The sequence below is a fragment of the Sporosarcina sp. Marseille-Q4063 genome (assembly GCF_018309085.1).
Lineage (GTDB): Bacteria > Bacillota > Bacilli > Bacillales_A > Planococcaceae > Sporosarcina.
The window spans coordinates 77,188-100,481 of the sequence record NZ_CP070502.1 but is presented as its reverse complement, the minus strand read 5'-3'; the positions used below and the strand labels follow the sequence as shown (position 1 = coordinate 100,481).

26 protein-coding genes are annotated in these 23,294 nt (G+C 39.9%); all 26 read right to left on the bottom strand.

The window, feature by feature from the left end; genetic code table 11:
* Positions 1-14 precede the first annotated feature (14 nt).
* The 26 genes from JSQ81_RS00540 to JSQ81_RS00415 all read right to left on the bottom strand — a co-directional run bounded on the left by JSQ81_RS00540 (position 15) and on the right by JSQ81_RS00415 (position 23,293).
* Positions 15-1,115 carry a prephenate dehydrogenase gene (locus tag JSQ81_RS00540; RefSeq protein ID WP_212605814.1) on the bottom strand — a complete coding sequence of 367 codons (1,101 nt, stop codon included), beginning with the start codon at positions 1,113-1,115 and terminating at the stop codon, positions 15-17.
* Positions 1,112-2,212 (bottom strand): histidinol-phosphate transaminase, encoded by a 1,101-nt coding sequence (gene hisC / locus JSQ81_RS00535; protein ID WP_212605813.1) that lies wholly within the window; start codon positions 2,210-2,212, stop codon positions 1,112-1,114. Before hisC ends, JSQ81_RS00540 begins: the two co-directional genes overlap by 4 nt.
* 29 nt (positions 2,213-2,241) lie before the next feature.
* Positions 2,242-2,607, bottom strand: coding sequence for a chorismate mutase (aroH, locus tag JSQ81_RS00530; RefSeq protein ID WP_212605812.1), 366 nt, complete (start codon positions 2,605-2,607; stop codon positions 2,242-2,244).
* Positions 2,604-3,704 carry a 3-dehydroquinate synthase gene (aroB, locus tag JSQ81_RS00525; protein ID WP_212605811.1) on the bottom strand — a complete coding sequence of 367 codons (1,101 nt, stop codon included), beginning with the start codon at positions 3,702-3,704 and terminating at the stop codon, positions 2,604-2,606. Before aroB ends, aroH begins: the two co-directional genes overlap by 4 nt.
* Before the next feature lie 2 nt (positions 3,705-3,706).
* Positions 3,707-4,888 (bottom strand): chorismate synthase, encoded by a 1,182-nt coding sequence (gene aroC / locus JSQ81_RS00520; RefSeq protein ID WP_212605810.1) that lies wholly within the window; start codon positions 4,886-4,888, stop codon positions 3,707-3,709.
* Between the two features lie 247 nt (positions 4,889-5,135).
* Positions 5,136-5,582 carry a nucleoside-diphosphate kinase gene (gene ndk / locus JSQ81_RS00515; protein ID WP_212605809.1) on the bottom strand — a complete coding sequence of 149 codons (447 nt, stop codon included), beginning with the start codon at positions 5,580-5,582 and terminating at the stop codon, positions 5,136-5,138.
* Positions 5,583-5,666: 84 nt separating this feature from the next.
* Complete coding sequence (locus JSQ81_RS00510; protein ID WP_212605808.1) at positions 5,667-6,641, bottom strand: polyprenyl synthetase family protein; 975 nt, start codon at positions 6,639-6,641, stop codon at positions 5,667-5,669.
* 27 nt (positions 6,642-6,668) lie between these two features.
* Positions 6,669-7,364, bottom strand: coding sequence for a demethylmenaquinone methyltransferase (locus tag JSQ81_RS00505; protein WP_212605807.1), 696 nt, complete (start codon positions 7,362-7,364; stop codon positions 6,669-6,671).
* An 18-nt stretch (positions 7,365-7,382) separates the two neighbouring features.
* Positions 7,383-8,120, bottom strand: a complete 738-nt coding sequence (locus tag JSQ81_RS00500) for a heptaprenyl diphosphate synthase component 1 (RefSeq protein ID WP_212605806.1) — start codon at positions 8,118-8,120, stop codon at positions 7,383-7,385.
* Positions 8,121-8,179: 59 nt separating this feature from the next.
* Positions 8,180-8,401 carry a trp RNA-binding attenuation protein MtrB gene (gene mtrB, locus JSQ81_RS00495; RefSeq protein ID WP_172369404.1) on the bottom strand — a complete coding sequence of 74 codons (222 nt, stop codon included), beginning with the start codon at positions 8,399-8,401 and terminating at the stop codon, positions 8,180-8,182.
* Between the two features lie 67 nt (positions 8,402-8,468).
* Positions 8,469-9,038: a GTP cyclohydrolase I FolE gene (gene folE / locus JSQ81_RS00490; protein WP_212605805.1), complete on the bottom strand. Its 570-nt coding sequence runs from the start codon at positions 9,036-9,038 to the stop codon at positions 8,469-8,471.
* A 179-nt stretch (positions 9,039-9,217) separates the two neighbouring features.
* Positions 9,218-9,490, bottom strand: coding sequence for an HU family DNA-binding protein (locus JSQ81_RS00485; protein WP_210469196.1), 273 nt, complete (start codon positions 9,488-9,490; stop codon positions 9,218-9,220).
* Positions 9,491-9,671: 181 nt separating this feature from the next.
* A complete protein-coding gene (gene spoIVA, locus JSQ81_RS00480; RefSeq protein ID WP_212605804.1) occupies positions 9,672-11,150 on the bottom strand; it encodes a stage IV sporulation protein A in 1,479 nt (492 codons plus the stop codon).
* Between the two features lie 312 nt (positions 11,151-11,462).
* Positions 11,463-12,185, bottom strand: a complete 723-nt coding sequence (locus tag JSQ81_RS00475) for a hypothetical protein (RefSeq protein WP_212605803.1) — start codon at positions 12,183-12,185, stop codon at positions 11,463-11,465.
* Positions 12,185-12,388: a DUF2768 domain-containing protein gene (locus tag JSQ81_RS00470; protein WP_212605802.1), complete on the bottom strand. Its 204-nt coding sequence runs from the start codon at positions 12,386-12,388 to the stop codon at positions 12,185-12,187. The genes JSQ81_RS00475 and JSQ81_RS00470 overlap by 1 nt, the downstream gene beginning before the upstream one ends.
* 97 nt (positions 12,389-12,485) lie before the next feature.
* Positions 12,486-13,508 carry an NAD(P)H-dependent glycerol-3-phosphate dehydrogenase gene (locus JSQ81_RS00465; protein ID WP_212605801.1) on the bottom strand — a complete coding sequence of 341 codons (1,023 nt, stop codon included), beginning with the start codon at positions 13,506-13,508 and terminating at the stop codon, positions 12,486-12,488.
* A gap of 46 nt (positions 13,509-13,554) precedes the next feature.
* Complete coding sequence (gene der / locus JSQ81_RS00460) at positions 13,555-14,865, bottom strand: ribosome biogenesis GTPase Der (RefSeq protein ID WP_212605800.1); 1,311 nt, start codon at positions 14,863-14,865, stop codon at positions 13,555-13,557.
* 135 nt (positions 14,866-15,000) lie between these two features.
* Positions 15,001-16,143 (bottom strand): 30S ribosomal protein S1, encoded by a 1,143-nt coding sequence (gene rpsA, locus JSQ81_RS00455; protein ID WP_212605799.1) that lies wholly within the window; start codon positions 16,141-16,143, stop codon positions 15,001-15,003.
* An 80-nt stretch (positions 16,144-16,223) separates the two neighbouring features.
* Complete coding sequence (locus JSQ81_RS00450; RefSeq protein ID WP_212605798.1) at positions 16,224-16,805, bottom strand: lysophospholipid acyltransferase family protein; 582 nt, start codon at positions 16,803-16,805, stop codon at positions 16,224-16,226.
* Positions 16,802-17,479, bottom strand: a complete 678-nt coding sequence (gene cmk, locus JSQ81_RS00445; protein ID WP_212605797.1) for a (d)CMP kinase — start codon at positions 17,477-17,479, stop codon at positions 16,802-16,804. Before cmk ends, JSQ81_RS00450 begins: the two co-directional genes overlap by 4 nt.
* Positions 17,480-17,571: 92 nt before the next feature.
* Positions 17,572-18,858, bottom strand: coding sequence for a PepSY1/2 domain-containing protein (locus tag JSQ81_RS00440; protein ID WP_212605796.1), 1,287 nt, complete (start codon positions 18,856-18,858; stop codon positions 17,572-17,574).
* 73 nt (positions 18,859-18,931) lie between these two features.
* On the bottom strand, positions 18,932-19,723 hold the full coding sequence (gene sleB, locus JSQ81_RS00435) for a spore cortex-lytic enzyme (protein ID WP_212605795.1): 792 nt from the start codon (positions 19,721-19,723) through the stop codon (positions 18,932-18,934).
* Between the two features lie 270 nt (positions 19,724-19,993).
* The gene (gene prsW, locus JSQ81_RS00430; protein ID WP_212605794.1) at positions 19,994-20,671 is read right to left on the bottom strand and encodes a glutamic-type intramembrane protease PrsW; all 678 of its coding nucleotides are present in this window, start codon (positions 20,669-20,671) and stop codon (positions 19,994-19,996) included.
* Positions 20,672-20,710: 39 nt separating this feature from the next.
* Positions 20,711-21,673 (bottom strand): YpdA family putative bacillithiol disulfide reductase, encoded by a 963-nt coding sequence (locus tag JSQ81_RS00425; RefSeq protein ID WP_212605793.1) that lies wholly within the window; start codon positions 21,671-21,673, stop codon positions 20,711-20,713.
* 60 nt (positions 21,674-21,733) lie between these two features.
* Positions 21,734-22,450: a metallophosphoesterase gene (locus JSQ81_RS00420; protein WP_212605792.1), complete on the bottom strand. Its 717-nt coding sequence runs from the start codon at positions 22,448-22,450 to the stop codon at positions 21,734-21,736.
* A gap of 156 nt (positions 22,451-22,606) precedes the next feature.
* Positions 22,607-23,293, bottom strand: coding sequence for a LysM peptidoglycan-binding domain-containing protein (locus JSQ81_RS00415; RefSeq protein ID WP_212605791.1), 687 nt, complete (start codon positions 23,291-23,293; stop codon positions 22,607-22,609).
* Position 23,294: the final 1 nt, after the last annotated feature.

Sequence of the window (23,294 nt, the reverse complement as noted above, 5' to 3'; positions counted from 1 at the left end):
ATAGATCCCTCCAGTTAAACAATGTGTGAACTATAATCAGTTTCTTCCGTAAGTGCAACTTGGGCTTTCAACCGATCTTTAGCAGTTTGAAAGCTAATCACTAAAATCCCAAAAACATCTGACCTTGTTTCGACAATCCGTATATTCGTTAAACTGATACGTTCATCTGCAAGTATTTTTGTGACTTCTGAAATCACTCCTGGATGATCTGGTATATCAATATGTAAATCGTATGTCATGTAAAGTGCGCCTTGGGTTGTAATTGGCAAATTATCACGAAATGTTTTAGCTTCATCGAAATACGATTGGATTTTTTCCGAATCGTTTTGAAGGAGCATATTTCGGACATTCGTCATTTCAAACATCCATCCGTCCAATTGGTTTAATAGTTCATCACGGTTTTGAGTCGTAATATCGCGCCACATGATTGGATCAGCTGATGCGATTCGAGTAATGTCCCTAAAACCGCCCGCAGCTAACTCACGAACAAACGGATGCTCTTTTTGTTGCGCGCATAATCTCCCCACCAAGGAAGATGCTACGAGATGCGGAAAATGACTCACAATCGCTGTCATGCGGTCATGATCATCCGCATTTAGGATTGATACTTTTCCTTTTGTAGGGATTAGTAATTCACGAAGCTGATTGACCTTAGTCTTTTCAGCTTCGTGAGTTGGTGTCAGTATGTAATAGGCATTTTCAAAAAGATGTTCACGGGCCGCCGAAACACCGCTTTTATGAGAACCCGCCATTGGATGTCCACCGATAAAGGTAATTCCATGTTCGAGTAACGGTTCAGCGGCTTTCATGATTGGACTTTTTGTACTTCCAGTATCCGTAATGATGACATCTTTTTTCAATTTCCAATTTGGAACACCTTTTAATAATCGAACCGTTGTATTCACTGGTGTTGCAAAAATAATGATATCGGCATCTTCACTCACGCTATCGATAGAAACTGCAATAGTATCAATGATTCCGCGCCGATACGCCTCTTGCATTGTACTATAAGAATTATCAAAACCTGTTATATGAATATCTCGGTTTCTTTTAAGCGCAAGGCCTAGTGAACCGCCAATTAATCCAAGACCAATTATTGAAACATTCACCTTCATTTTTCAAGCCCTGCACCTTCGATTAATGATGAAAACGCTTCTAAAAACCCATCATTTTGAGACTTGGTTCCAATTGTGACTCGGATATAACCAGGCACGCCAAGCGCATCGCCACTTCTAACGATATACCCTTGTCCCAGAAGTTTTTCAGTAGCCTCAGTTGCACTCATTGGAACTTCAATCAGCATGAAATTTGCTTCCGAATCAAATACATGAAGATTATTTTCCTCTGCAAACTCTTTGAAACGATCCATTTGTTCACGATTTAGTTTTCTGCACATCGCAATAAACGAATCATCTTCTAATGCTGCTTCTGCAAGTTGCAAACTGGTTGTCGTTATATTAAACGGACTGCGGACGATATCTAAATTAGTAATGATTTCTGAATTACTAATTCCGTAACCTACTCGAAAAGCGGCGAGTCCATATGCTTTAGAAAAAGTTCTTAACACAATTACATTATGAAATTGATCGACTAAGTCAATCGTATTCACGTAATTTGGATCGACGATATATTCAAAATAAGCTTCATCGATAACGACTAAAATATTTTCAGGTATTTTCCCTAGAAAATCAACCAAATCTTCATGATTGATAATACTTCCTGTTGGATTATTCGGACTGCACAACCAAATGACGGATGTGTTGGCATCGATTGCTTGTAAAAATCCATTTAAATCATGTTGGCCGTCAACAAGCGGAATCTCCTTTACTTGTGCTCCTTCGATTTCAGCATGATGTGCGTATTGAGGAAATGTAGGCGTTGCTACAATGGAATTTGTTCCCGGTCCCAATAGCGCCCTCGCAATGATAACGATAAGTTCATCTGAACCACTTCCAAAGATGAGCCGATCTTCTGCTACACCAAGCTTTGCAGCCATCTTAGTGCGTAAAACACCAGCATAACCATCCGGATAAACTTCAAAATTAATAGACATGTTTTTAAAATATTCCTGTACAGCCGGCGCTGTTCCATATGGATTTTCATTTGATGCTAATTTCACAGCATCCGTTAGACCATAGATTTCTTTAACTTCTTCAATTGATTTACCTGGTGTATAAGGTTTCATATCTTTTAATGCTTTTCTCCAGTGCATATTTATCCCTCCGATAAAGTACTAGTAAACTATTTTTGTAAATCTGGACGTAGCTTAGTTGCCTCATTTTGATAAATATGATGAACTTCTTTTTGAACCATTGAAGAATTTGCATGCATGAGAATACGTATGCATAACGGCATTGAACCAGGAACATTCATTTCATGCGTACACATAACTGGCACATACGTCCAACCTTCTATACTTCTAACTGCTTTTGCAGGAAATGCCGATTTAATATCCATAGTCGTGGATATTAAAACAGAAATAATGTCTTCTGGGGCTATATTGTTTTCTTTAGCCATTTCTCTAACCAACGCTTCAGTTGCCACTAGAACAGCATCTCCATCATCTTGAACAACAGTCGTTGCCCCTCGTATTCCTCTAACCGTCATACCGTTCCCCCCGTTCTACTTTGTAATTGTTCAAAAGCTTTTTCTAATCGTTCTTTTGGAATTTCTTTCACGAAAGGAATTCCCACTTTTTTAAGTAAAACAAAATTTAACTTGCCGAATGAAGCTTTTTTATCTAAAGTCATATAGGAATAAAAAGTCTCAAATGAATGCTTGTGAATTGGAGTAAACGTATACCCGTTTGCTGAGGCAAATTGTATAAATTCATTTGTTAAACTTTTATTTACTTCCCCATCCGTTTCACTTAAGAGTAAACTGTAAGCCATCCCAATCATGACGCATTCCCCGTGACTCAACCCTCCGAATCCGCAAACCGCTTCCACTGCATGACCAAAAGTATGTCCAAAATTAAGAAACTTTCGGACAGACTTTTCATATTCATCTTCTTCCACAATTTTGGCCTTCACATGAATTCCGCGGAGCAGTTCGGGAGCGAGCCATTCCAATGATGGATTTGAAAAAGAGTCATTAGACAATAACTCTTCCGTCCAAACTTTGTCTGAGATAAATGCATGTTTGATAAGTTCTGCCATTCCAGATCTAATTTCCCTAGGCGGAAGTGTATTAAATAGATTTTCATTAAATAAGACTCCAGAAGGTTGGTGAAATGATCCCACCATGTTTTTCCCCTCTGGCATATTAATCGCGGTTTTCCCGCCGACCGCACTATCGTGGGCCAAAATTGATGTCGGACAATGAATATAGCGGATACCTCTCATAAATGTGGCGGCGACAAATCCAGTAAGATCCCCGCATGCCCCTCCGCCAAAAGCAATTAATAAGGAATTACGCGTAAAGCCATTTGTTAATAAAAAAGATAAACAATCTGTGTAAACATTCGTTGTTTTACAGCTTTCACCCGCAGGCACCGTCTTCACAACAATTTCACAATCTATTGATTGCAATGAATTTTGCAAAACAGACAAATGAAGCGAAGCAACATGCTCATCAGCTATGATTGCTATTTTATCTACACTTTTTAATAACTCAGCATAATCCGTTGTGAAAAGTTCATATGAATCTGCACCAATATGAACATCGTATGAGGAATCTGCAATGTTTACCGATAGTTTACCCATACTCAAAACTCCTTTACATATCGTCTGTGCGCTTCAATTTCTTTTCTAATACCATCAATCGTATCCGAGCGGAACTCTTCCATAATCGTCTTTGCTAACTCTGTAGCAATAACATGTTCAGCAACTACGGATGCTGCTGGAACCGCACAAGGGTCTGAACGTTCTATCGTTGCAACGAAAGGTTCCTTTGTATCGATGTCGACACTCTCCAAAGGTTTATACAATGTCGGTATCGGTTTCATGACGCCCCTGATAATAATCGGCATTCCTGTTGACATACCGCCTTCAAGTCCGCCGAGTCGATTTGATTTTCGGTAATATCCTCTTTCTTCATCCCAAGCAATTTCGTCATGTACCTCACTGCCGGGTTTTCTTGCCATTTCAAATCCAAGACCGACTTCGACGCCTTTAAATGCATTAATGCTCATCATTGCACCGGCAAGTTTTCCGTCTAACTTACGGTCAAACTGCACATAGCTTCCAATTCCGGGAGGACAACCTTCTATAATCACTTCAACGACACCGCCTATTGTGTCGCCGCGGCCTTTTGCGTCATCGATTGCTTGAACCATCTTGATTGAGGCCTCCGGATCTGCACAATAAACTGGATCTTGTTCAATAATTTCTCTTAATTCATCCATCGACAAATTTTCATAAAATGTAGGGTCGATCTTAATGCCGCCAATTTCATGAACATGCGCAACGGTTCTTATGCCAATTTCCTCAAGAAATTTCTTCGCGACCGCTCCCACCGCAACCCGCATAGTTGTTTCACGCGCTGATGAACGTTCTAACACGTTTCGCAAATCGCGGTGACCATATTTCATCCCGCCCACAAGATCGGCATGACCGGGTCTAGGACGCGTAATTTGTCGTTTTACATCAGCTGGATCCATACTTTCTTCCAATGGCTCCACGCCCATAATTTTTGTCCAATGTTTCCAATCGTCATTGACGACCGTTAATGTTACCGGAGAGCCGAGCGTTTTCCCATGACGAACACCAGAGGAAATCACGACCTCATCCGTTTCAATTTGCATGCGTCTACCGCGGCCATGACCACCTTGGCGCCTTGCTAATTCACCATTAATCATCTCAGTCGTCAATTCCATTTGAGCTGGAAGCCCTTCAATAATTGCCGTCAGTTGCGGACCATGTGATTCACCTGCTGTAAAAAACCTCAATACCGTCTCCCCCTATGTATGTTTTATAGCACTATACCAAATTATTAGTCTTTAGACTATACATTATTATTAATAAATATATTCTGTTCAATTATTATTTTGCTATTATTTCAAGTATGGTCAATATCATCGTGTTACTTCAATAATAAGTTAAAACTATCCGAAGTAGGAATTCGGATAGTTCCGTCTTTACTTTTATGTATACAAAAACAGCCGTGCGAAAACCGCTTGGCTGCTTTTTTTAAAATTAGTTAATCCAGTTGTTCATGCCTTTATCGTAGGAAACTAATTCCTCTTCTTTGAAGAAAAGTCCAATTTCGCGAACTGCTGATTCAGATGAATCTGAACCGTGAATAATGTTCTTTCCGACGGTTACAGCAAAATCGCCGCGAATTGTTCCCGGAGCCGATTCAGTCGGGTTTGTTGCCCCTACAAGCAGACGTGCAGTAGAGATAACATTTTCACCTTCCCAAACCATTGCAAAAACTGGACCGGATGTAATGAATTCTACAAGCTCGCCAAAAAATGGACGTTCTTTATGCTCACCGTAGTGTTGCTCGGCAAGTTCTTCAGTAATTTGCATAAGTTTCGCCCCAACTAATTGGAACCCTTTATTTTCAAAACGACTTACAATTTCACCAATTAAATTACGTTGAACACCATCAGGTTTAACCATTAAAAAAGTTCTTTCCATTCCAAACACTCCCTCAATAATATGTAGGGGATTTCCCCTTGTAAATCGTACCACCCGCTTCATTACCTTTCAACTATTAAGTTGTCAGTAATTTCGTTGCCCGATAAACTCTGCAATACGTTCTAAGGCTTTTTTGGCTGGGATGTTCGGCAAGCTATTAATTTCATTCAGCGCTTTTTGCAGATACAAATCACTGACTACCGTCGCTTTTTGTATAGCATCCGATTGACGTATGAAAGTTAACATTTCTTCGCGTTCAAGTTCTGTTAATGTACCTTCAAATGCACGTTCCAAATAAGGTATAAATCTAGGGTGATCTTTTATGTATAAAATCGGCAAGGTAATATGTCCGTTTAACAAATCGCTTCCTGCTGGCTTGCCCAACTCTTTATCGGTAGAAGTAATATCAAGAATATCATCGATAATTTGAAACGACATTCCTGCATAATAGCCGAAGCGGCTTAGCTTTCTGACTACTCCAGCATCTGCACCTGAAACTAGCGCGCCAAGTTCACAACTAGAGGAAAGCAAAAGCGCTGTTTTTCGTTTAATACGACGTAAATAATCACGAACTGTTTGGTTCATTTCACGTTGTTGATCAATTTGAATGATTTCGCCATGACAAATTTCGAGCATCGTTTTCGCAAGTAATTGATGAGCAGCCGGCATTTCAATTTCACCAATTGAAAGCAATGCACGTGAAAAAATATAATCGCCCGCATACATCGCAATTCGATTATCCCATTTCGCTTTCACTGTTTTCAGACCGCGCCGCATGTCAGAGTCATCGATAACGTCATCATGAACAAGTGATGCCATGTGAATAAGCTCGAGTGAAACAGCAACTTTGGATACGTCTTCCAACGAATACTTGCCAAATTCAGAGGCTAAAATCACAAAAATTGGCCGGATGCGTTTTCCGCCCGCCCGGAGCAGGTGCAGCGATGCTTGCCGAATAATTGGGGATGCTGACTGAACTGATTGCTCAAGTTGTTTTTCTATGTAATTGAGATCCTTTCGAAAGTCAGCATAAAGTGATAATACTTGTAATTTCTCCAAAACGACTACCTTCCCCTGCGGTATTTATTATTTAAATCCAACATGGCCTGCCGCCGCGCCACCGCTATATGATTTAAATGAAACATTTTTAAAACCTACATCAGAGAATAATTCAGCCAATTTTTTCATGCCTGGGAATTCTTCTGCTGATTCTTGCAGCCAAGAATACTCACTGTAACTTTTCGCGAGCAATTTACCGAAAATCGGCATAATAAATTTAAAATAAAAACGAAATAACTGCCTGTAGACAGGAAGTTCAGGTTGGGACGTGTCCAAACACGCAATCATTCCACCCGGTTTCAAAACACGCTTCATTTCACTTAGCACCTTTTCGTAATCCGGTACATTTCGAAGACCGAATCCGATCGTTACATAGTCAAACGTTTCGTCTGGAAATGGCAATTCCATTGCATTTCCGTGAATAAGAGAAATATTTGGATACGGTTGCACTTTACTTTTTCCCGCTTCAAGCATGCTTTCACTAAAGTCTAGCCCTGTTACGTCACCTGACGCGCCAACCGCCTTAGCCAAGGCTATTGTCCAGTCCGCTGTACCGCAACAAACATCTAACGCTGATGCACCATCGCGTACCGCCATGCGGCGCATAATGTCATCCCGCCATTTTATATGTTGATTGAAACTGATTACAGAATTCATTTTATCATAATCAGCCGATATTTTTTCAAAGACGTCGTGGACTTTTTCTTCTTTCGATAAAACCAAGACCCATCCCTCATTTCATCAGATCATTTTCCCAAGAAGCGGTGCAGTCATGCCCAGAATTTCCTTTTGTAATACAGGTGTCATAAAGTCCGACTCGTCAATCAATCTATCCAGTTTACTTCTGAGGCTATACAGCACCTGGTTTAAATCATATTGATCTAGTTTCCAATCAAGGATATCAGGTATTTTCCGACTTGTAGTTTTCTTCATTGTCGAATCTAAAGCTAGTAGTGTCAAAGCCGTAGATGCAAGCGGAATATACTTAGAAAACCCATAGGTATACAGAAAGTCTGTAATACAACTCGTCTCAATACTCTGAACCGTTTCAAACAGTTCATTTACATCTATTGGTGAACGCTTATAATAATTTGTTTTCAATTCATTAATTTGGCCGATTTTCATTGATAAACTCCGTATAAAATCGATGTCCGGCAGTGCAGCAAGAATTTTATAATGAATTCCACTGAAGTAGTCTCCAGAAAGAACTGTGAGCTGTTGTAAGGTGGATGTAGCATCTTTATGATGAATTGTATCGTGGGCATCGAATGCAATATGTACTGCGCCTACAGCGACGGCAGCGGCATGAGTAGAATCCGTCCATCTCTCGCCGTTCAAAAGCGGAAGCAGCAAGAAAAAAACTTTCGCTTTATCAACGTCTACATCGCCAACATCTCTTTCCAGAATAGGTTGACGAACAGCAAGTCTTAATTCATCAATATAATTATAAATACAATAGTTAATGTTTTCTCTTTCCATCGTCAATCTCCATTCAAAGATGTCCAGGGGAAATGCATTGCTAACGTTGAATTTCTTTGTTATTTTTTCCCTTCGCTCGATACAACACCATTCGCAGTATGAATATCTGCATCCCCGCGTATTTTCATCGCTGATGTATGCTCCGTAAATTGTGCAACCATTACTTCGCCACGATCTAGTTTTTCTGTATGGTGAAATTTCGTATCGTCACCGCGGGTTAAACCAATGACATTTACCCCGTCTTCTTTAGCTTTTATTACGATGTAGTCGGATTGTGTCATTTTCGCACCTCTTCCCTCTATTCATTTCTCTAATCATATCATAGATAACGACATGCGGGCAAAAGGGTTAGGACATTTTAATGAGTGATAATATTTCTGATCGTTTAACAGCATCATCCTCATAAATTCCACGAGCCACTGTAGTCAACGTTTTCGCCCCGGGTTTACGAACTCCGCGCATCGTCATGCACATATGCTCGGCTTCGATAACGACAAATACCCCAACAGGGTCCAACATTTCCTCCAATGTGTCAGCAATCGTCGATGTTATCCGTTCTTGAAGCTGCGGTCTTCTTGCAGTTGTTTCGACGGCCCTCGCTAATTTACTCAAACCTGCGACTACACCTTTTCTTGGAATATATGCAATATGGGCATGGCCATAAAAAGGGACTAGATGGTGTTCGCACATCGAGTGAAAACCTATATCTTTAACTAATACAACTTCATCGTGATTTTCATTAAAAACAGTTTTAAAATACTCGCGTGGATCTTTATGTAACCCTTCGAACATTTCAGCGTACATTCTTGCTACTCTTTTGGGCGTATCGACAAGACCCTCACGTTCCGGATCTTCTCCAACCGCTTCAAGTATCATTGTCACCGCTTGTTCTATTTTACTATAATCAACCTCATGCATCTTACGAATCCCCCTAAATCAAATTAAAGACATTTCTTCAAAAATAGTAGCACATTCGTTCATGTCCGTACAGTTCAGACACTCATTCTATTGATATAGATGCCTTAAAAAGGAAAGAAGCCTACCCGCGAATCTAAGGAACAGATTCGGGCGGGCAGGCTCCTATGTAAGAATAGCGATTATTTAACTGCGTCTTTTAGCGCTTTACCTGCTTTGAATGCAGGAACTTTACTTGCAGCAATATCGATTTCTTTCCCTGTTTGAGGGTTACGTCCTTTACGAGCAGCACGCTCACGAACTTCGAATGTACCGAAACCGATCACTTGGACACGGTCACCTTCACCAAGAGTAGTTTGGATTGTTTCGAAAACAGCCTCAACAGCTTTTGTTGCATCCTTTTTCGAAAGGCCCGCAGACTCAGCTACAGAGTTAATTAATTCAGATTTGTTCACACTATTCACCTCCTCTCAAAGAGATGTCGATTACAATACTGTAGAAAGAGTATCATAAGAAAAAGCGCCATGCAACAATATCTACGCGGTTTTCCCAATATAATGCACTTTTTTCGTAAAATGAAGAAAAAGACCCGTATTTTACGAGTCTTTCTCAGCCGAGCATGCATTTACCACTACGCTATACAATAAACGTAATCATACCCTTTTCACCGTTATTTACCATCTGTTCAATTGTTTCTCGAAGTCGTTTTCTGGCATTCGCAGGAACAGTCGCGGTTTTAAAACGAATGCTTTCTTTCATAACTTCATGTAAAGGCGTACCAAAAAGTTGCGTTTCCCAAAGCGCTTCCCGGTCGTGCAAATAGGCCTCTTTTAAATCCTTGAGTAAATGATGACTATGGAATTCCGATCCGATCAATGGCGAAAACTCGGCTTCCATATCCACTCGAATCATATGAATAGATGGTGCTTTTGCCTTCATCCGCACACCGAAGAAATCATTTTGTTTAATGAGTTCTGGCGGTGAAGGATTAAAATCTTCAATGACGGGCAATGCGACTCCGTACCCATCTTTTTTGGCCGTTTCAATTGCTTCGGCATACATATTATAAGATTTTTTTGCTTTTGAGGCATCTCGAATGAAAAGCAACCATTCTTTTTTCGTCCCGATTTCTTGCCCCATGAAGTCCTCGCAAATCTCCCGGAAAGCTTGCTCATCCATTTCGATTTTAATTGCTGCCTTTCCTTGTCCGGCATCAACTTCAACAACTTCCGCATTGCGGACGTATTGCTCATCAACCAACTTTGCCGCAAGTTCCTGCACTTTCCTGATCTTTGAAGCCTCCAAAAATCCTTCGCTAATCACTTTGTCAATTGAAGCATTTAGCGGGTGTTCATTCCCAAGAACGTCCATCCAATCTGGTTTCTGCAACTCGATTTCCGAGATTGGAAACTCATATAGGGCCTCTTTCAAAATCAACTGAATCTCCTGCGCGTTTAATTGATCTGCACTAATTGCAATTACAGGCACACCGTATCTTTCGCTTAGTTCCTGTCTTAGCGCGATAGTTTTTTCGTGTGCTGGCATTTTGGAATTCAAAACGATAACAAACGGTTTGCCGATATCTTTTAACTTTCCGATTATCTCCACTTCAGCTACTTCCGCAGCGGCTCGGGGAATATTGTTTACGGTTCCGTCTGTAGTAACAAGAATTCCGATTGTCGAATGGTCCCTAATTACCTTATCCGTTCCAATCCGGGCTGCCTCTTCAAACGGCACTGGCTCGTTATGCCACGGCGTATGAACATATTTAGGTCCGTCCTCGTCTTCATAGCCTTTCACACCGTCAATGACGTATCCGACGCAATCTGCGAGTCGAATATGAAATTGCAGTTCCCCATCGCCTACAGAGACCGAAGTTCCTTGAGCAGGTACGAATTTCGGTTCCGAAGTCATTATTACTGGTCCTGGTGAGCTTTGTGGAAGTTCATCTTGTGCTCGTATTTTGTCCGCCTCGTCGGTCATATTTGGAATGACTACCTCTTCCATGACTCTTTTTACGAACGTTGACTTCCCTACACGAACAGGACCGACGACACCAATGTAAATATCACCATCAGTCCGTCTAGCCAAATTTTCATATAAACTTTCTTTCATCCATCGTCCTCCTTTTCTGCGCATATTAGTTTATGTATTAGAAAAACGTTTCATGACGATAGCATGAAACGTTTTATATTTGCTTAAGAAACTATAAAGTTTTTCTACTGTGGATATGTTCTAACACAGAAATTTCACGTCTAGCTCCAGGCGCCAGCCCCTCGGGTCATAAGCAATCCCTTTATTTAGAAGAATTGAACTGCATTCTTCTCCAAAGAAGAATTGAACTGCATTCTTCCTAGGCAAAGACCGCCACGTCAAGGGATTGCTTATGCATGTCGGGGCTAAACGGCGCGATTTGCGCTTTTGTTTTCACCAATCCATAATAACCGGTTCGTTATTTTCATTCACTGTATAAGGAAGTGAGTATGCCGGTAAAACCGGAGATATGTCTTCTAATAACTTTCGAATATCATCGCCTGGCTTAACATCCACTGCTTTTTCTTTAAGTAATCTTTGAAGGTCGATGGAATAATCTACATAGAAATTGCCATCCCCGCCCACAATAAGCGGAAGAAAAGTATCAGAGTAAGGACTTTTAACTGTAATCTGTTCTTTAAAACCCATGGCTTCATAATCTATTTCATAAACATTGTTGCCGATTGCTTCAGGTTTATGCGGTATATAGCCATTATTAACATTCTTTCTTAAATTTAATTCTCGTATACGTTCCGCTACACGGAGATCTACGAGCTTCACAGTCGGATTTTCTTCTACATACATTAGCACGTATTGGAATATACCACCCTTTTCATAAGCAGTAGAAGGGATTTTCTCTGTATAGGCCGGTACGAGCTTGGAAAACTCAATTGGATACTTTATGTAAATATCCGTCTCTATTTCTGTTGTTTTAATCGGCAATAAACCGCCAGAATTTTCTTGGTAGGAATCTACTGCCTTTTGAATACTTTCAATGTGTTCAGCATAGGGAACATTTCCACTTACATCCTGATCGTCGCTGGGATACATACATCCAGTTAATAAAAACACTGTCGACAGAAGAAGTATAGCGGTCCGTTTTTTTAGTAATTTCATTATGCTCCTCCTGTAGGGCCATTAAAGACAAGATAAACCATTGCAATAAAAGAAATTAATAGCAGGGAATATGCAGTCAATGCAAATATGAATTTAATAATTCGATTCTTTAATTTGTATCTACTAGCATAAATAAGACCCATAGATATGGCCATAAACCCCATGGCATAAAAGGATAGCCACATTTTATCCATTGCGGACATAACGAATCATCCACCTTTCACGATTTAATCAATTACAGTTAAATGTAATTGCGACTAATCGGCAGAGACTTAAACCCTCTGCCGATGCAAGTAATAATTAGTGGTTGCCGAAAAGATCTTCGACTTCCTGTTTTTTCATTCGGTTCATTAATTGATCTACCGCTTCTTTAGGAGGCACATCCTCGAATAGGACCGAATATAACGCGCCTGTGAGCGGCATAGACACATCGTATTTAGAAGCGAGCTGATGGGCTGCCTTTGTTGTTCTGACGCCTTCAATAATCATTCCCATGCCTGAAATAACGTCTTCAAGTTTCTGTCCCTGGCCAAGCATATTTCCCGCTTTCCAGTTTCGAGAATGAACGCTTGTACAAGTAACGATTAAATCGCCTAATCCCGTCAATCCGGAAAACGTCAATGGATGTGCACCCATTTTGACGCCAAGTCTCGATATTTCCGCAAGGCCGCGAGTAATAAGCGCCGCCTTGGCATTATCTCCATAACCAAGACCATCGGTAATTCCTGCAGCCAACGCGATAACGTTTTTAAGCGCAGCGCCAAGTTCAACGCCGACAATATCAGGATTCGTATAAACACGGAAGTAAGCATTCATAAATATATCCTGGATTTCTTCAGCTGCTTTTAAATCCGTAGAAGCGGCCGTGACAGTTGTCGGATGACGCTCCACAACTTCTTCAGCATGACTCGGTCCGGAAAGCACGACAATGCCTTTTCTATTTTCAGCGGCAACTTCTTCACCTATAAGTTCTGAAATGCGTTTCAAAGAATTTGGTTCTATCCCTTTCGAAACGTGAACAAATAATTTAGGTTCAGTAATTTTCGAATTTATTTCAGCGCAAACCGGTCTAACTGCATTTGTGGGAACAGCAATAATAAGAATATCCCCATGGACAACGGCTTGTTCAAGATTAGAAGTCGCGCGCAGATTTTTCGGTAGTGTTACTTTTGGCAAATAAGCGCTGTTTTGATTTTTATCGTTTATTTCAGTCGATTGCTCTTCCCGTCTTGCCCATAATAAGCAATCATGCCCGTTTTCGGCTAAAACGAATGCAATTGCTGTCCCCCAGCTTCCTGCACCGATAACAGATACTTTTTTCATAAAATCAATCCTTTTTTGTGTAATCGCATATGACGTACTTGCCTTATTATGTTCTCGCTCGAGTAATTAATCGAATTGGCGTTCCTTCAAAACCAAATGATTCCCGAAGCCTGTTTTGCAAGAATCGTTCATAAGAAAAATGCATTAACTCCGGATTATTGACAAATATAACAAATGTTGGCGGCTTAACCGCAACTTGTGTGACGTAATAGATACGAAGTCGCTTCCCTTTATCAGTAGGCGCTGGATTTCGTGCAATTGCATCTTCAACTACTTCATTCAAAACACTTGATTGAATACGTAACGAATGATTTTCACTTATTAATCGAATGCTGTCAAATAAAGACATGACACGTTGTTTCGTCTTTGCTGAAACATATGCAATCGGAGCATAATCAAGGAACATAAAATTATCTCTTATATTATCCGTGAAATTGTTCATTGTTTTGTCGTCTTTTTTTATAGCATCCCATTTGTTAACAACAAACATTACACCTTTGCCGGCATCTTCAGCATAGCCCGCAATACGCTTGTCCTGCTCTCGTATGCCTTCTTCCCCGTTTAAAACGATTAAGACTACATCGGATCGGTCAATCGCTTTTAACGCGCGCAGAGCGCTGTATTTCTCCGTTGTTTCATACACTTTACCTTTTTTCCGCATGCCTGCTGTATCAATTATTTTATACTTCTGTCCTTCGTGCACATAAGGCGTATCAATTGCATCCCTTGTCGTGCCCGCTATGTCACTAACAATAACTCTTTCCTCGCCAAGTAGTGTATTTACCAAGGATGATTTTCCGACGTTCGGCCGCCCGATCAATGAAAATCGGATAACATCGTCTTCAATTTCCTCTTGATCGTTATCCGGGAAATTCGCAGCTACCTCATCCAGTAAATCTCCAAGACCTAATCCGTGTGAACCTGAAATTGGATATGGATCGCCGAATCCTAAAGAATAGAAATCATAAATCATATCTCTCATTTCAGGATTATCAATTTTATTCACCGCTAATACAATTGGCTTCTTTGTTTGATATAAAATTTTGGCAACGTGTTCGTCCGCATCAGTTACCCCTTCGCGTCCGTTCACAAGAAAAATAATGACGTCGGCTTCTTCAATTGCAATTTCAGCCTGCAGTCTAATTTGTTCAAGGAACGGCTCATCGCCTATTTGAATTCCACCTGTGTCAATTAGGTGAAATTCATGCGCTAACCAATCAGCAGAACTATAAATACGGTCGCGTGTTACACCAGCAACGTCTTCGACGATTGAAATACGCTCACCGACAATGCGATTAAAAATTGTCGATTTTCCAACGTTTGGTCTACCGACAATTGCTACGGTTGGTTTCGTCATAATCATAAAACATCCTTCCAGCTTATCTTCTGCATATTATACACAAAAAAAGATGATGATGCCCGTAAGAGCACCATCACCCGTACAAAAGGTGTTCGGGAGAAATTCAGCGAATTCCGAACAATCCTTGATGAGTTATTCTGAGAATTTCTTCAGTTGGTCACCAATTACGTCACTAATGGAGAATCCTTGTGATTCTTCGCTCATTTCATAATCGCCGTATGAAGTAAAATCTTCTTTTTCAATTAAATCTTTAATGCTTAGTGATAGACGTTCTTCTTCTGGATTCACATCAAGCACTTTCACTTCGATTTTCTGACCTTCTTTAAGAACTTCCTCGGGTGTTCCGATATGTTCATGCGAAATACGTGAAATGTGTACCAGACCTTCAACACCTGGGAACAACTCAACGAATGCACCATAAGAAACCAGGCGCTTCACTGTGCCTTCAAGTACGGAACCTTTCGGAACTCTTTCCTCGATTCCTTCCCAAGGTCCCGGTAACGTTTCCTTAATCGATAAAGAAATGCGTTCTGAGTCGCGATCGATTGATAAAACCTTAACTTTTACAGTTTCGCCTTCTTTTAAAACATCCGAAACTTTTTCAACATGTTCATGAGATAGTTGTGAAATATGAACTAGCCCGTCAACACCGCCAACATCTACAAATGCACCAAATGAGGTTATTCGTTGAACGACTCCTTCAAGTACTTGACCTTCTTCGAGGCTATCAAGTACTTCGCCTTTCTTAGCCGCCTTTTCTTCCTGGATAACCGCACGGTGAGATAGAATGAGACGGTTTTTTTCTTTATCCATCTCGACAATCTTAAATGTCATCTGACGGCCTTTATAATCCTCAAAGGATTCAACGAAAAAGTCTTCTACAAGTGATGCGGGGATAAAGCCTCGCACACCCAAATCAACAACGAGTCCGCCTTTTACAACGTCTTTTACTTCAGTTTCAATGGTTTCTTTGTTGTTGTATTTTTCTTCGAGGGAATCCCAAGCATCTGCCGCATCAACTTTCCTTTTCGACAGTACATAATTTCCTTCTTCAACTTTCATAATCATCAATTCAAGCTCGTCGCCTACAGATACGACATCCGATGCTTTTTCAATATGAAGACTTGAAATTTCACTAATTGGGATAACCCCGTCGAATGGTGCTCCTGCAATTTCTACTGTTACGGACTTTTCTTCAATTTTAGTTATTGTTCCTGTAACACGATCGCCTTCGTTATATTCATTTTGAGTTTCCAAATTCATTTCTTCAGACATATGTAGTCCTCCTCTATAAAAACTCTTATTTCTATAATATGCGAACTTGTACATAAAAACAAAAAATTACACTTGTTACATTATTTATTCGCTTCTATCAACTTGCCAATTTCATCCATAATAAGCGCAGTGGCATCTTCTGCCGACGTTCGGGATGCTCGATGTTCCGTCATGTCAATCGGTTTTCCAAAAACAACTTTTAGTCTTTTAAACGGTTTATATGGTCCTATAATTGCGCACGGTACCACGTGAGCGTCTCCTTTTAGGGCGAAGAAACCTGCTCCCGCTAGTCCCTTTTGCAGTTCCCCGTCTTTACTTCTTGTTCCTTCCGGAAAAAGCCCGACGACATTTCCTGACTTCAAAATCGATAATGCATTTCGTAGAGCTTGTCTGTCACTCATTCCGCGTTTAACGGGAAACGCGTTAACTTTTGGCAAAATGGTTTTCAATACCGGTGCTTCAAAAAGTTCTTGTTTAGCCATAAAGTGAACTGGACGTGGACATGTCATTCCTACAACAGGCGGATCCAAATTATCGATATGGTTTGTACAAAGTAAGACGCCGCCTTCTTTGGGGAAGTTTTCTTTCCCGATTACTTTTACACGATATAACGGATAGAGCATCAAACTTACCAATGCTTTTCCCAAAGGGTATAAGTTCATGAATGATTCAACCTCTCTTTTGCAAGTTGACTAATCATTTCAGCCACTTCAACAATCGACATTGAGGTTGTATCAATTAAAATCGCATCTTCCGCTTGCCTAAGTGGCGATGTCTCTCGTTCAGTGTCTAAACGATCACGTTCACTTATTTCCGATTTCAATTGTTCCAAGGATGATTCGATTCCGCGTTTACTATTTTCGATATGCCGGCGCCCGGCCCGTTCTTCTACTGAGGCAGTCATAAAGATTTTCAACTCTGCATCAGGCAATACGTCGGTCCCTATATCACGACCATCCATAACTACACCTGATTTACTACCTAAGATTCGTTGTTTTTCAACCATCAATTTACGTACGCCGCTATGAGCAGAAACAGCGGAAACAGAATTTGTCACTTCTAATGTCCTAATTTCTTCAGAAACGTCTGAACCGTCTAGATGTACAGCTTGCCCCTCAACTCCTGGAGTCAGTTCAATCGTTGTTTCACGCAGTAGTTCTTCAAGTTTTTTCCCGTCATTAATATGTATGCCAAGTTCAAGGGCTTTATGCGTAAGCGCTCGGTACATCGCCCCAGTATCTATATACGTATAGCCTAACTTTTCGGCTGCAATTTTTGCAATCGTACTTTTACCAGCCGCGGCAGGTCCATCAATCGCAATTTGTATTCCGACCATATAATTACCTCCTTAGGTCAATCCGACAATATTGTATCAAAATAAAAGAGAAAAGTCTCTATTAAGATGACTTTTCTCTAAGTAAATTCGACTTATTGTTGTTTTTCAGTTTCAATAATTTCGCCGGTTTCTGTATCAACAACAACTACAAAAGTTTCAGTGACTCCTTCAGTTTCCATCATGACCGTTAAATAGTGTGAAAGCCTTTGTTCAAGACGATCATTTTCAACGTATGCGAGCTCTTCATTAACGACTTGCACATTTGAATGGAAAAACTTTTTCCAATCAATTTTCTTAATCGGTTGTCTTTTCGTTTCTTCTTTTTGAATATATTCCATTGCGTCCATACCAAGAATATTACCTGTATCCTTTGCCACCTTCAAATGGATAACATCAGAAAATACTTTAGCGTCATACTCAGGTTCGACGCGTACATATACGAAATGCCACGCTGTATTATTCTCTCTAGATTCCTGATACACGGTATCTTCAAAACCTGAATTGGATAAGAAATCTTCCGCCCTTTTTTGAACAACAGAAAAATCAAGACTAGACTCGGTGAATGGTCTTTCAGCCAAAAAAGAAAGTACATGCCCACCTTTTTCTGTTATATCAATATAACCGATGGACTGATCTTTTGCGAAACGAATATGGTAAAAGGGATAGGGAGAGCCTGGCTTACTTGTTTCAATTACGATCGAACCGGAGGAAACTTCGGGAAATAGTATTTTAAAACGTTCAATCGCTTCATCGCCAGAAATATTTTTATCCGTTAATTTTTCTAAATCCCTTTTCTTCTGATGATCTGATTCACTTGCTGTTAACGGAAAATCGCTCTCCGTATTTTTTTTCACTGTTTCTGTCATTCCCGCCCAGTCATGAGTAGAATCAATCGATTCCACTTGATTTTTCCACCCTTCAATGGACATACTACCGTCAATCAATCCCACAGTCGCAACTTCCCACTCGTCAGCCATACTTCTCAAGTTTCTAGATGCTTCTGACATTACCTTATGGTATTCTTCATAATTACCACTTCGCTCAGATTCTCTAGCAAAATTACCTAGTCTCCCCAGGTAATTCATCCAAGAGTTCGAAAATTGACGGTCGAGAGGTAAGGAGCCAACTGAATTTTTAATTTCTGATGATAAGCGCCAAATATCTTCACGTGCATTCGCGGAACCTTCTTCCTCGTTAAAAAGCAAAGTCTTTTTTACCGCAGTATCGAGTTCCTCAAGCTTTTTTGTTGCCTCTGTCATCTTATCCGTATATTGTCCGCTTAGTAAATAGCTTAACTGCTGATTTTCAGTTGTTTTTCCGTAACTAAAAATCGAAAGCGCTGCAATCGAATAAACCAGTACAAATATTATTTTTTTCATAAAAGTGAGGCCGGAATTGCATAAGATTCCGGAAACCTTTTAATCCTCCTCTCATTAGGTAAATCATTTTGCTTTAGATACAGAATACGTGCAAACCGATTTTTTTAATTTGTTCTCGTGACCAAATCCACTTGCTCGTAGCAGTTATCGGATTGAAGTAATAAATTGCATTTTCAGAAGGGTCCCATCCGTTTAACGCATCCAGAACTGCTTCTTTTGCTCGTTCATTTGGCGTTAACCAGATTTGACCATCGGCAACAGCAGTAAATGCAAGAGGCTGAAAAATCACGCCCCCGATCGTGTCAGGAAAGTCCGGGTGCTCAACTCGATTTAAGATTACCGCGGCAACCGCAACTTGCCCCTCATAAGGTTCTCCTCTTGCTTCACCATAGACAGCATTTGCCATCAATTTTAAATCTTGATCTGAATATTTTGAGGGTAATTGAACTTCCTTTTTCTTACCGGTTCCCTTGGATACTTGATTTTCAAGCGGGGTTCCGCCGTAATGGGTAAATTTATTACCTTTGTTAATATTATTTTTCACAAATTGTTCATTGTAGTCTGAAATGTCAACAAGTTTCTTTTTCGTCGTATTTCCAGCTATTCCGTCTACCGGTAGTCCATATTTCTCCTGAAAGTTTCGTAAAGCCCAATAAGTTCCATAGCCAAACTTTCCGTCAATCGCCCCATTATAGAAACCAATGTATTGCAGTCTCGCTTGGAGCTCGATAACATCATCGCCAAATGCACCTCGTTGTATTTGTTGAGAACTAAAAGCCCCAGTTGGAAGCGGGGACAACACATACGCAGAACTGAGGAGAAGCATGGCGATAAGTGTGTGTTTAATTATCTTTTTCAAATCCATTCCTCCTTTTTAATAAGCTTATCCAATTTTCTCGATTTTATTAAAATAAAAAACAGGATCGGCATGATACGAGAATAAAAAATGGAATCGACGCGATACGAGCATAAACCCTCGAGCAACGAGTACAACCAGACTCGCAACGAGAGCAAACCGCAACGCAACGAGAATAAAAAGCGGAGTCCATGCATTCACTCTTTTCCACAGGTCTATTCCTTTATAGTTTCCTAAACAAAAAAAGATCCAGCTATGGGAATCTTTAGCTGGATCACTTTATTTTGACTCTGCTTTTCGTTTAAATTGTTGCATTGCAAATGTATGTGCATATTTCACTCTCGTGAGACCAAACCACCAGAGGAATAACATGAATGGAATAATTAAATATAAAAACACTTCTTGAATTAGAAAAATACTATTATAAATAAAATGAAGAACAAAAGGCGCTAAGAAAGCGACGAATAATATACCTTTCTTTTTCGCTTCATCAGCAAATTTTGCCCTTCCTAAGTAATATCCCATAACGACACCAAACAATGCATGGCTCGACACTGGTAATAATGCTCTTAAAAAGGCAATATCAGTTCCGTATGTTAATAAGTAAAGTATATTTTCAACTGTTGCAAAGCCCAAGGAAATACTTGCCCCGTACAATATCCCATCATATGCATCTTCAAATTCCACGTGATGATAAATGGTTAGAAATAAAATGAGCCATTTAAAAAACTCTTCTACACCACTTGTAAACAAGACATTTCGTATAAATTCATTAGAAAAAATATGTTCTTCTTCAAATACATGCTGAGCGAACAAAATCGGGAATGTCATAATTGCCCCGTATAAAAAAGTTTGCAATAATGTACGAGAAGGTTCTTTGGCAATTTCTTTTCGCAAATAAAAATAACTGAACAGTGCCAATCCAGGCGCAATTGCTACGGTAAACAATATAAACATGAACGGCACCCCTTCCCACCCTATTGTTATATTTTTATTTTATGTAGATTTCTCAATTGCATTTGCAATTTGAACGCCGTGGAATCTGCCATTTTCTATGAAGATTTCATTTGCATTATTCCCTGCCGCTATAACTCCTGCAATATATAATCCTTTAATAGTCGATTCCATCGTTTCTTCGTTAAACCGCGGGCATCCACTTTGTTCATCGATTTCAATGCCCATTTCTTTTAGAAGCGCATGATTCGGATGATAACCAGTCATCGCAAAAACATAATCATTTTGAATTTGAATCGTTTTACCATTTTGCTCAATCGTGACGGAGGTCTCTGTAATTTTCACGACATGCGATTCAAAGTGCATCTTTATTTCCCCGGATTTTACCAAACTCTCAAACCCCGGTAAAATCCAAGGCTTGACACTAGGTGAGTAATTGGAGCCACGGTAGACAACTGTCACATTTGCACCCGCTCGTTCCAATTCAAGCGCTGCATCGACTGCCGAATTTTTCCCGCCGATGACTACGACGTTTTTCTGAAAAAAAGGATGCCCTTCTTTAAAATAATGAAAAACATTCGGGAGGTTTTCACCTTCGACCCCCATAATGTTTGGATTGTCGTAATAACCTGTTGCGACTACAACGTTTTTCGCGCAATATTTTTGCTTGTCAGTTTCAACAAGAAATCCGTCAGATGTTTTGTTAACTTGTTTTACTAGTTCAAAATTATTTACTTTGATGTTTTTCATTTTAACAACTTCGCGGTAATAGACGAGCGCATCATTTCTTTTCGGCTTGTCTTTCGCTGTGATAAATGGAATATCACCAATTGATAACTTTATGCTTGAACTAAAAAAGGTCTGGTGTGTCGGATAATTATAAATCGAATTAACAATATTTCCTTTTTCTATAACAAGAACTTTAAATCCTTTTTCTTGTAATTCAATTGCGGCAGATAACCCGCAAGGTCCCCCGCCAATAACAATCACATCTCCGTGTTGCATTTTACCGCTCCTATCAATTAAACATCTGCAATGTTCTTCTCTTATGCTTAAACTTTCTTCCTAATAAGTTATTGTTAGTACATGACATTCCGATGGCGCTCCGAGCCGTAAAGGCACTGTAGTCGTACCATAGCCATTACTAATTAGTTTTGTTCGTTTGGAATTTGTTTGAAAACTTCCTTTTTCCAACAATCCAAGTTTCCCAATTCTGATTTGCCCGCCGTGTGTATGGCCCGCCAGCATAATGGTTGCTACGGACGGTCGAATTCTACGCTCTATTTCCCGCAACACTCTCGGCTGATGGCATATCACTAGTATATGTTCGTAATCATCAATATTTCTCAAGGTTTTTTCGATGTCGACTTTTTCACTTGTTGGATCATCCGTTCCGCAAATCCCCCAAGAACTATGTCCGGGTATAGAAAAGTTTTCATTTTCTAACATGATTACGCGAAACCTTCTCATTATATTACGTATTTCGCGTTCTCCAGCCTCCCGGTCGTTATTTCCCCATACATAGTATATCTTCTGACTTAGCAGTGAAAGGATTCGAATGTTTGCTGCAATTCGAGACAAAGGCACCCCTTTTTCAGCCAAATCCCCACCGATAACAATGAGATCAATATCCTTGTCAATTTTATCAATTAATTTCCGATCGATTTTTCTTCGATGAATATCTGAGATGAAAAACACCTTGAGTTTAGTTTTGTTATTATTGCGGGTCTTGATTGTTACTTTATGGTGGACGACATTCCTTTGAAATGCATTTGTCAGCATACGTAACAGCATCGTTGGTATTAAAATTAAAAAAGTGTTAATTACTATTTTATACGTAATAATCCACCGCCTTTCTATATAATTCAGATAAAAAAAGACAAAGTTTTAACTCTTTGCCTTTTATACATGATTGGATATTATTGGTTTTTCCATAAGTTATGGAATCACAAGCACCTGACCGACATAAATTTCATTCGATGTGAGCCCGTTTGCCTGCTTGATTTTATCGACGCCTTTTCCGGATTGGTAGTGGGTGACTGAAATGCTGTAGATTGTTTCTCCTACCGCGACTGTATGTGTTTTCGTAGCAGGTTTTGGTTCCGCTTTAGCCTTTTCTTCCGCTTTGGCTTTTTCTTCTGCTTTAGCTCTTTCCTCTGCTTTAGCTTTTTCTTCCGCTTTAGCCTTTTCCTCTGCTTTAGCTTTTTCCTCTGCTTTAGCTTTTTCCTCTGCTTTAGCTTTTTCTTCCGCTTTAGCCTTTTCTTCTGCTTTAGCCTTTTCTTCCGCTTTAGCTTTCTCTTCCGCTTTTTCATCATTTATAACGCTATTATTTTCTTCTGGTTTTGTCTTATTAGTGCTCGTCTCATACTTTACCCGAGAATCTTGAGCAGCGGTTGTATTATTATCCTTATCTAAATTCCAATTAATAACAACAACTGCGATAATAAGGATAGGTATAAGGGTAAACAAGGCAAAAATAACATTAATCATCATATGTCTTGGTTTTTTGCTTTTACGTTTTTTCTTATATAATTCTGCACGGGATTTAATAACAGTTGGTTCCTCATCTAGTTTAATTTTTTGTCTATGCTCTTCGAATTCCGATCTATAATCATCTTTTTTCATT

Excerpts from the sequence above, each read along its gene's own strand:
- JSQ81_RS00540 (WP_212605814.1), bottom strand. The coding sequence starts at position 1,115 with ATGAAGGTGAATGTTTCAATAATTGGTCTTGGATTAATTGGCGGTTCA.
- hisC (WP_212605813.1), bottom strand. The coding sequence starts at position 2,212 with ATGCACTGGAGAAAAGCATTAAAAGATATGAAACCTTATACACCAGGT.
- aroH (WP_212605812.1), bottom strand. The coding sequence starts at position 2,607 with ATGACGGTTAGAGGAATACGAGGGGCAACGACTGTTGTTCAAGATGAT.
- aroB (WP_212605811.1), bottom strand. The coding sequence starts at position 3,704 with ATGGGTAAACTATCGGTAAACATTGCAGATTCCTCATACGATGTTCAT.
- ndk (WP_212605809.1), bottom strand. The coding sequence starts at position 5,582 with ATGGAAAGAACTTTTTTAATGGTTAAACCTGATGGTGTTCAACGTAAT.
- JSQ81_RS00500 (WP_212605806.1), bottom strand. The coding sequence starts at position 8,120 with ATGGAAAGAGAAAACATTAACTATTGTATTTATAATTATATTGATGAA.
- mtrB (WP_172369404.1), bottom strand. The coding sequence starts at position 8,401 with ATGACACAATCCGACTACATCGTAATAAAAGCTAAAGAAGACGGGGTA.
- folE (WP_212605805.1), bottom strand. The coding sequence starts at position 9,038 with ATGCATGAGGTTGATTATAGTAAAATAGAACAAGCGGTGACAATGATA.
- spoIVA (WP_212605804.1), bottom strand. The coding sequence starts at position 11,150 with ATGAAAGAAAGTTTATATGAAAATTTGGCTAGACGGACTGATGGTGAT.
- JSQ81_RS00475 (WP_212605803.1), bottom strand. The coding sequence starts at position 12,185 with ATGAAATTACTAAAAAAACGGACCGCTATACTTCTTCTGTCGACAGTG.
- JSQ81_RS00470 (WP_212605802.1), bottom strand. The coding sequence starts at position 12,388 with ATGTCCGCAATGGATAAAATGTGGCTATCCTTTTATGCCATGGGGTTT.
- JSQ81_RS00465 (WP_212605801.1), bottom strand. The coding sequence starts at position 13,508 with ATGAAAAAAGTATCTGTTATCGGTGCAGGAAGCTGGGGGACAGCAATT.
- der (WP_212605800.1), bottom strand. The coding sequence starts at position 14,865 with ATGACGAAACCAACCGTAGCAATTGTCGGTAGACCAAACGTTGGAAAA.
- rpsA (WP_212605799.1), bottom strand. The coding sequence starts at position 16,143 with ATGTCTGAAGAAATGAATTTGGAAACTCAAAATGAATATAACGAAGGC.
- JSQ81_RS00450 (WP_212605798.1), bottom strand. The coding sequence starts at position 16,805 with ATGAACTTATACCCTTTGGGAAAAGCATTGGTAAGTTTGATGCTCTAT.
- cmk (WP_212605797.1), bottom strand. The coding sequence starts at position 17,479 with ATGGTCGGAATACAAATTGCGATTGATGGACCTGCCGCGGCTGGTAAA.
- JSQ81_RS00440 (WP_212605796.1), bottom strand. The coding sequence starts at position 18,858 with ATGAAAAAAATAATATTTGTACTGGTTTATTCGATTGCAGCGCTTTCG.
- sleB (WP_212605795.1), bottom strand. The coding sequence starts at position 19,723 with ATGGATTTGAAAAAGATAATTAAACACACACTTATCGCCATGCTTCTC.
- prsW (WP_212605794.1), bottom strand. The coding sequence starts at position 20,671 with ATGTTTATATTGTTTACCGTAGCAATTGCGCCTGGATTGGCACTGTTC.
- JSQ81_RS00425 (WP_212605793.1), bottom strand. The coding sequence starts at position 21,673 with ATGCAACACGGAGATGTGATTGTTATTGGCGGGGGACCTTGCGGGTTA.
- JSQ81_RS00420 (WP_212605792.1), bottom strand. The coding sequence starts at position 22,450 with ATGCTGACAAATGCATTTCAAAGGAATGTCGTCCACCATAAAGTAACA.
- JSQ81_RS00415 (WP_212605791.1), bottom strand. The coding sequence starts at position 23,293 with ATGAAAAAAGATGATTATAGATCGGAATTCGAAGAGCATAGACAAAAA.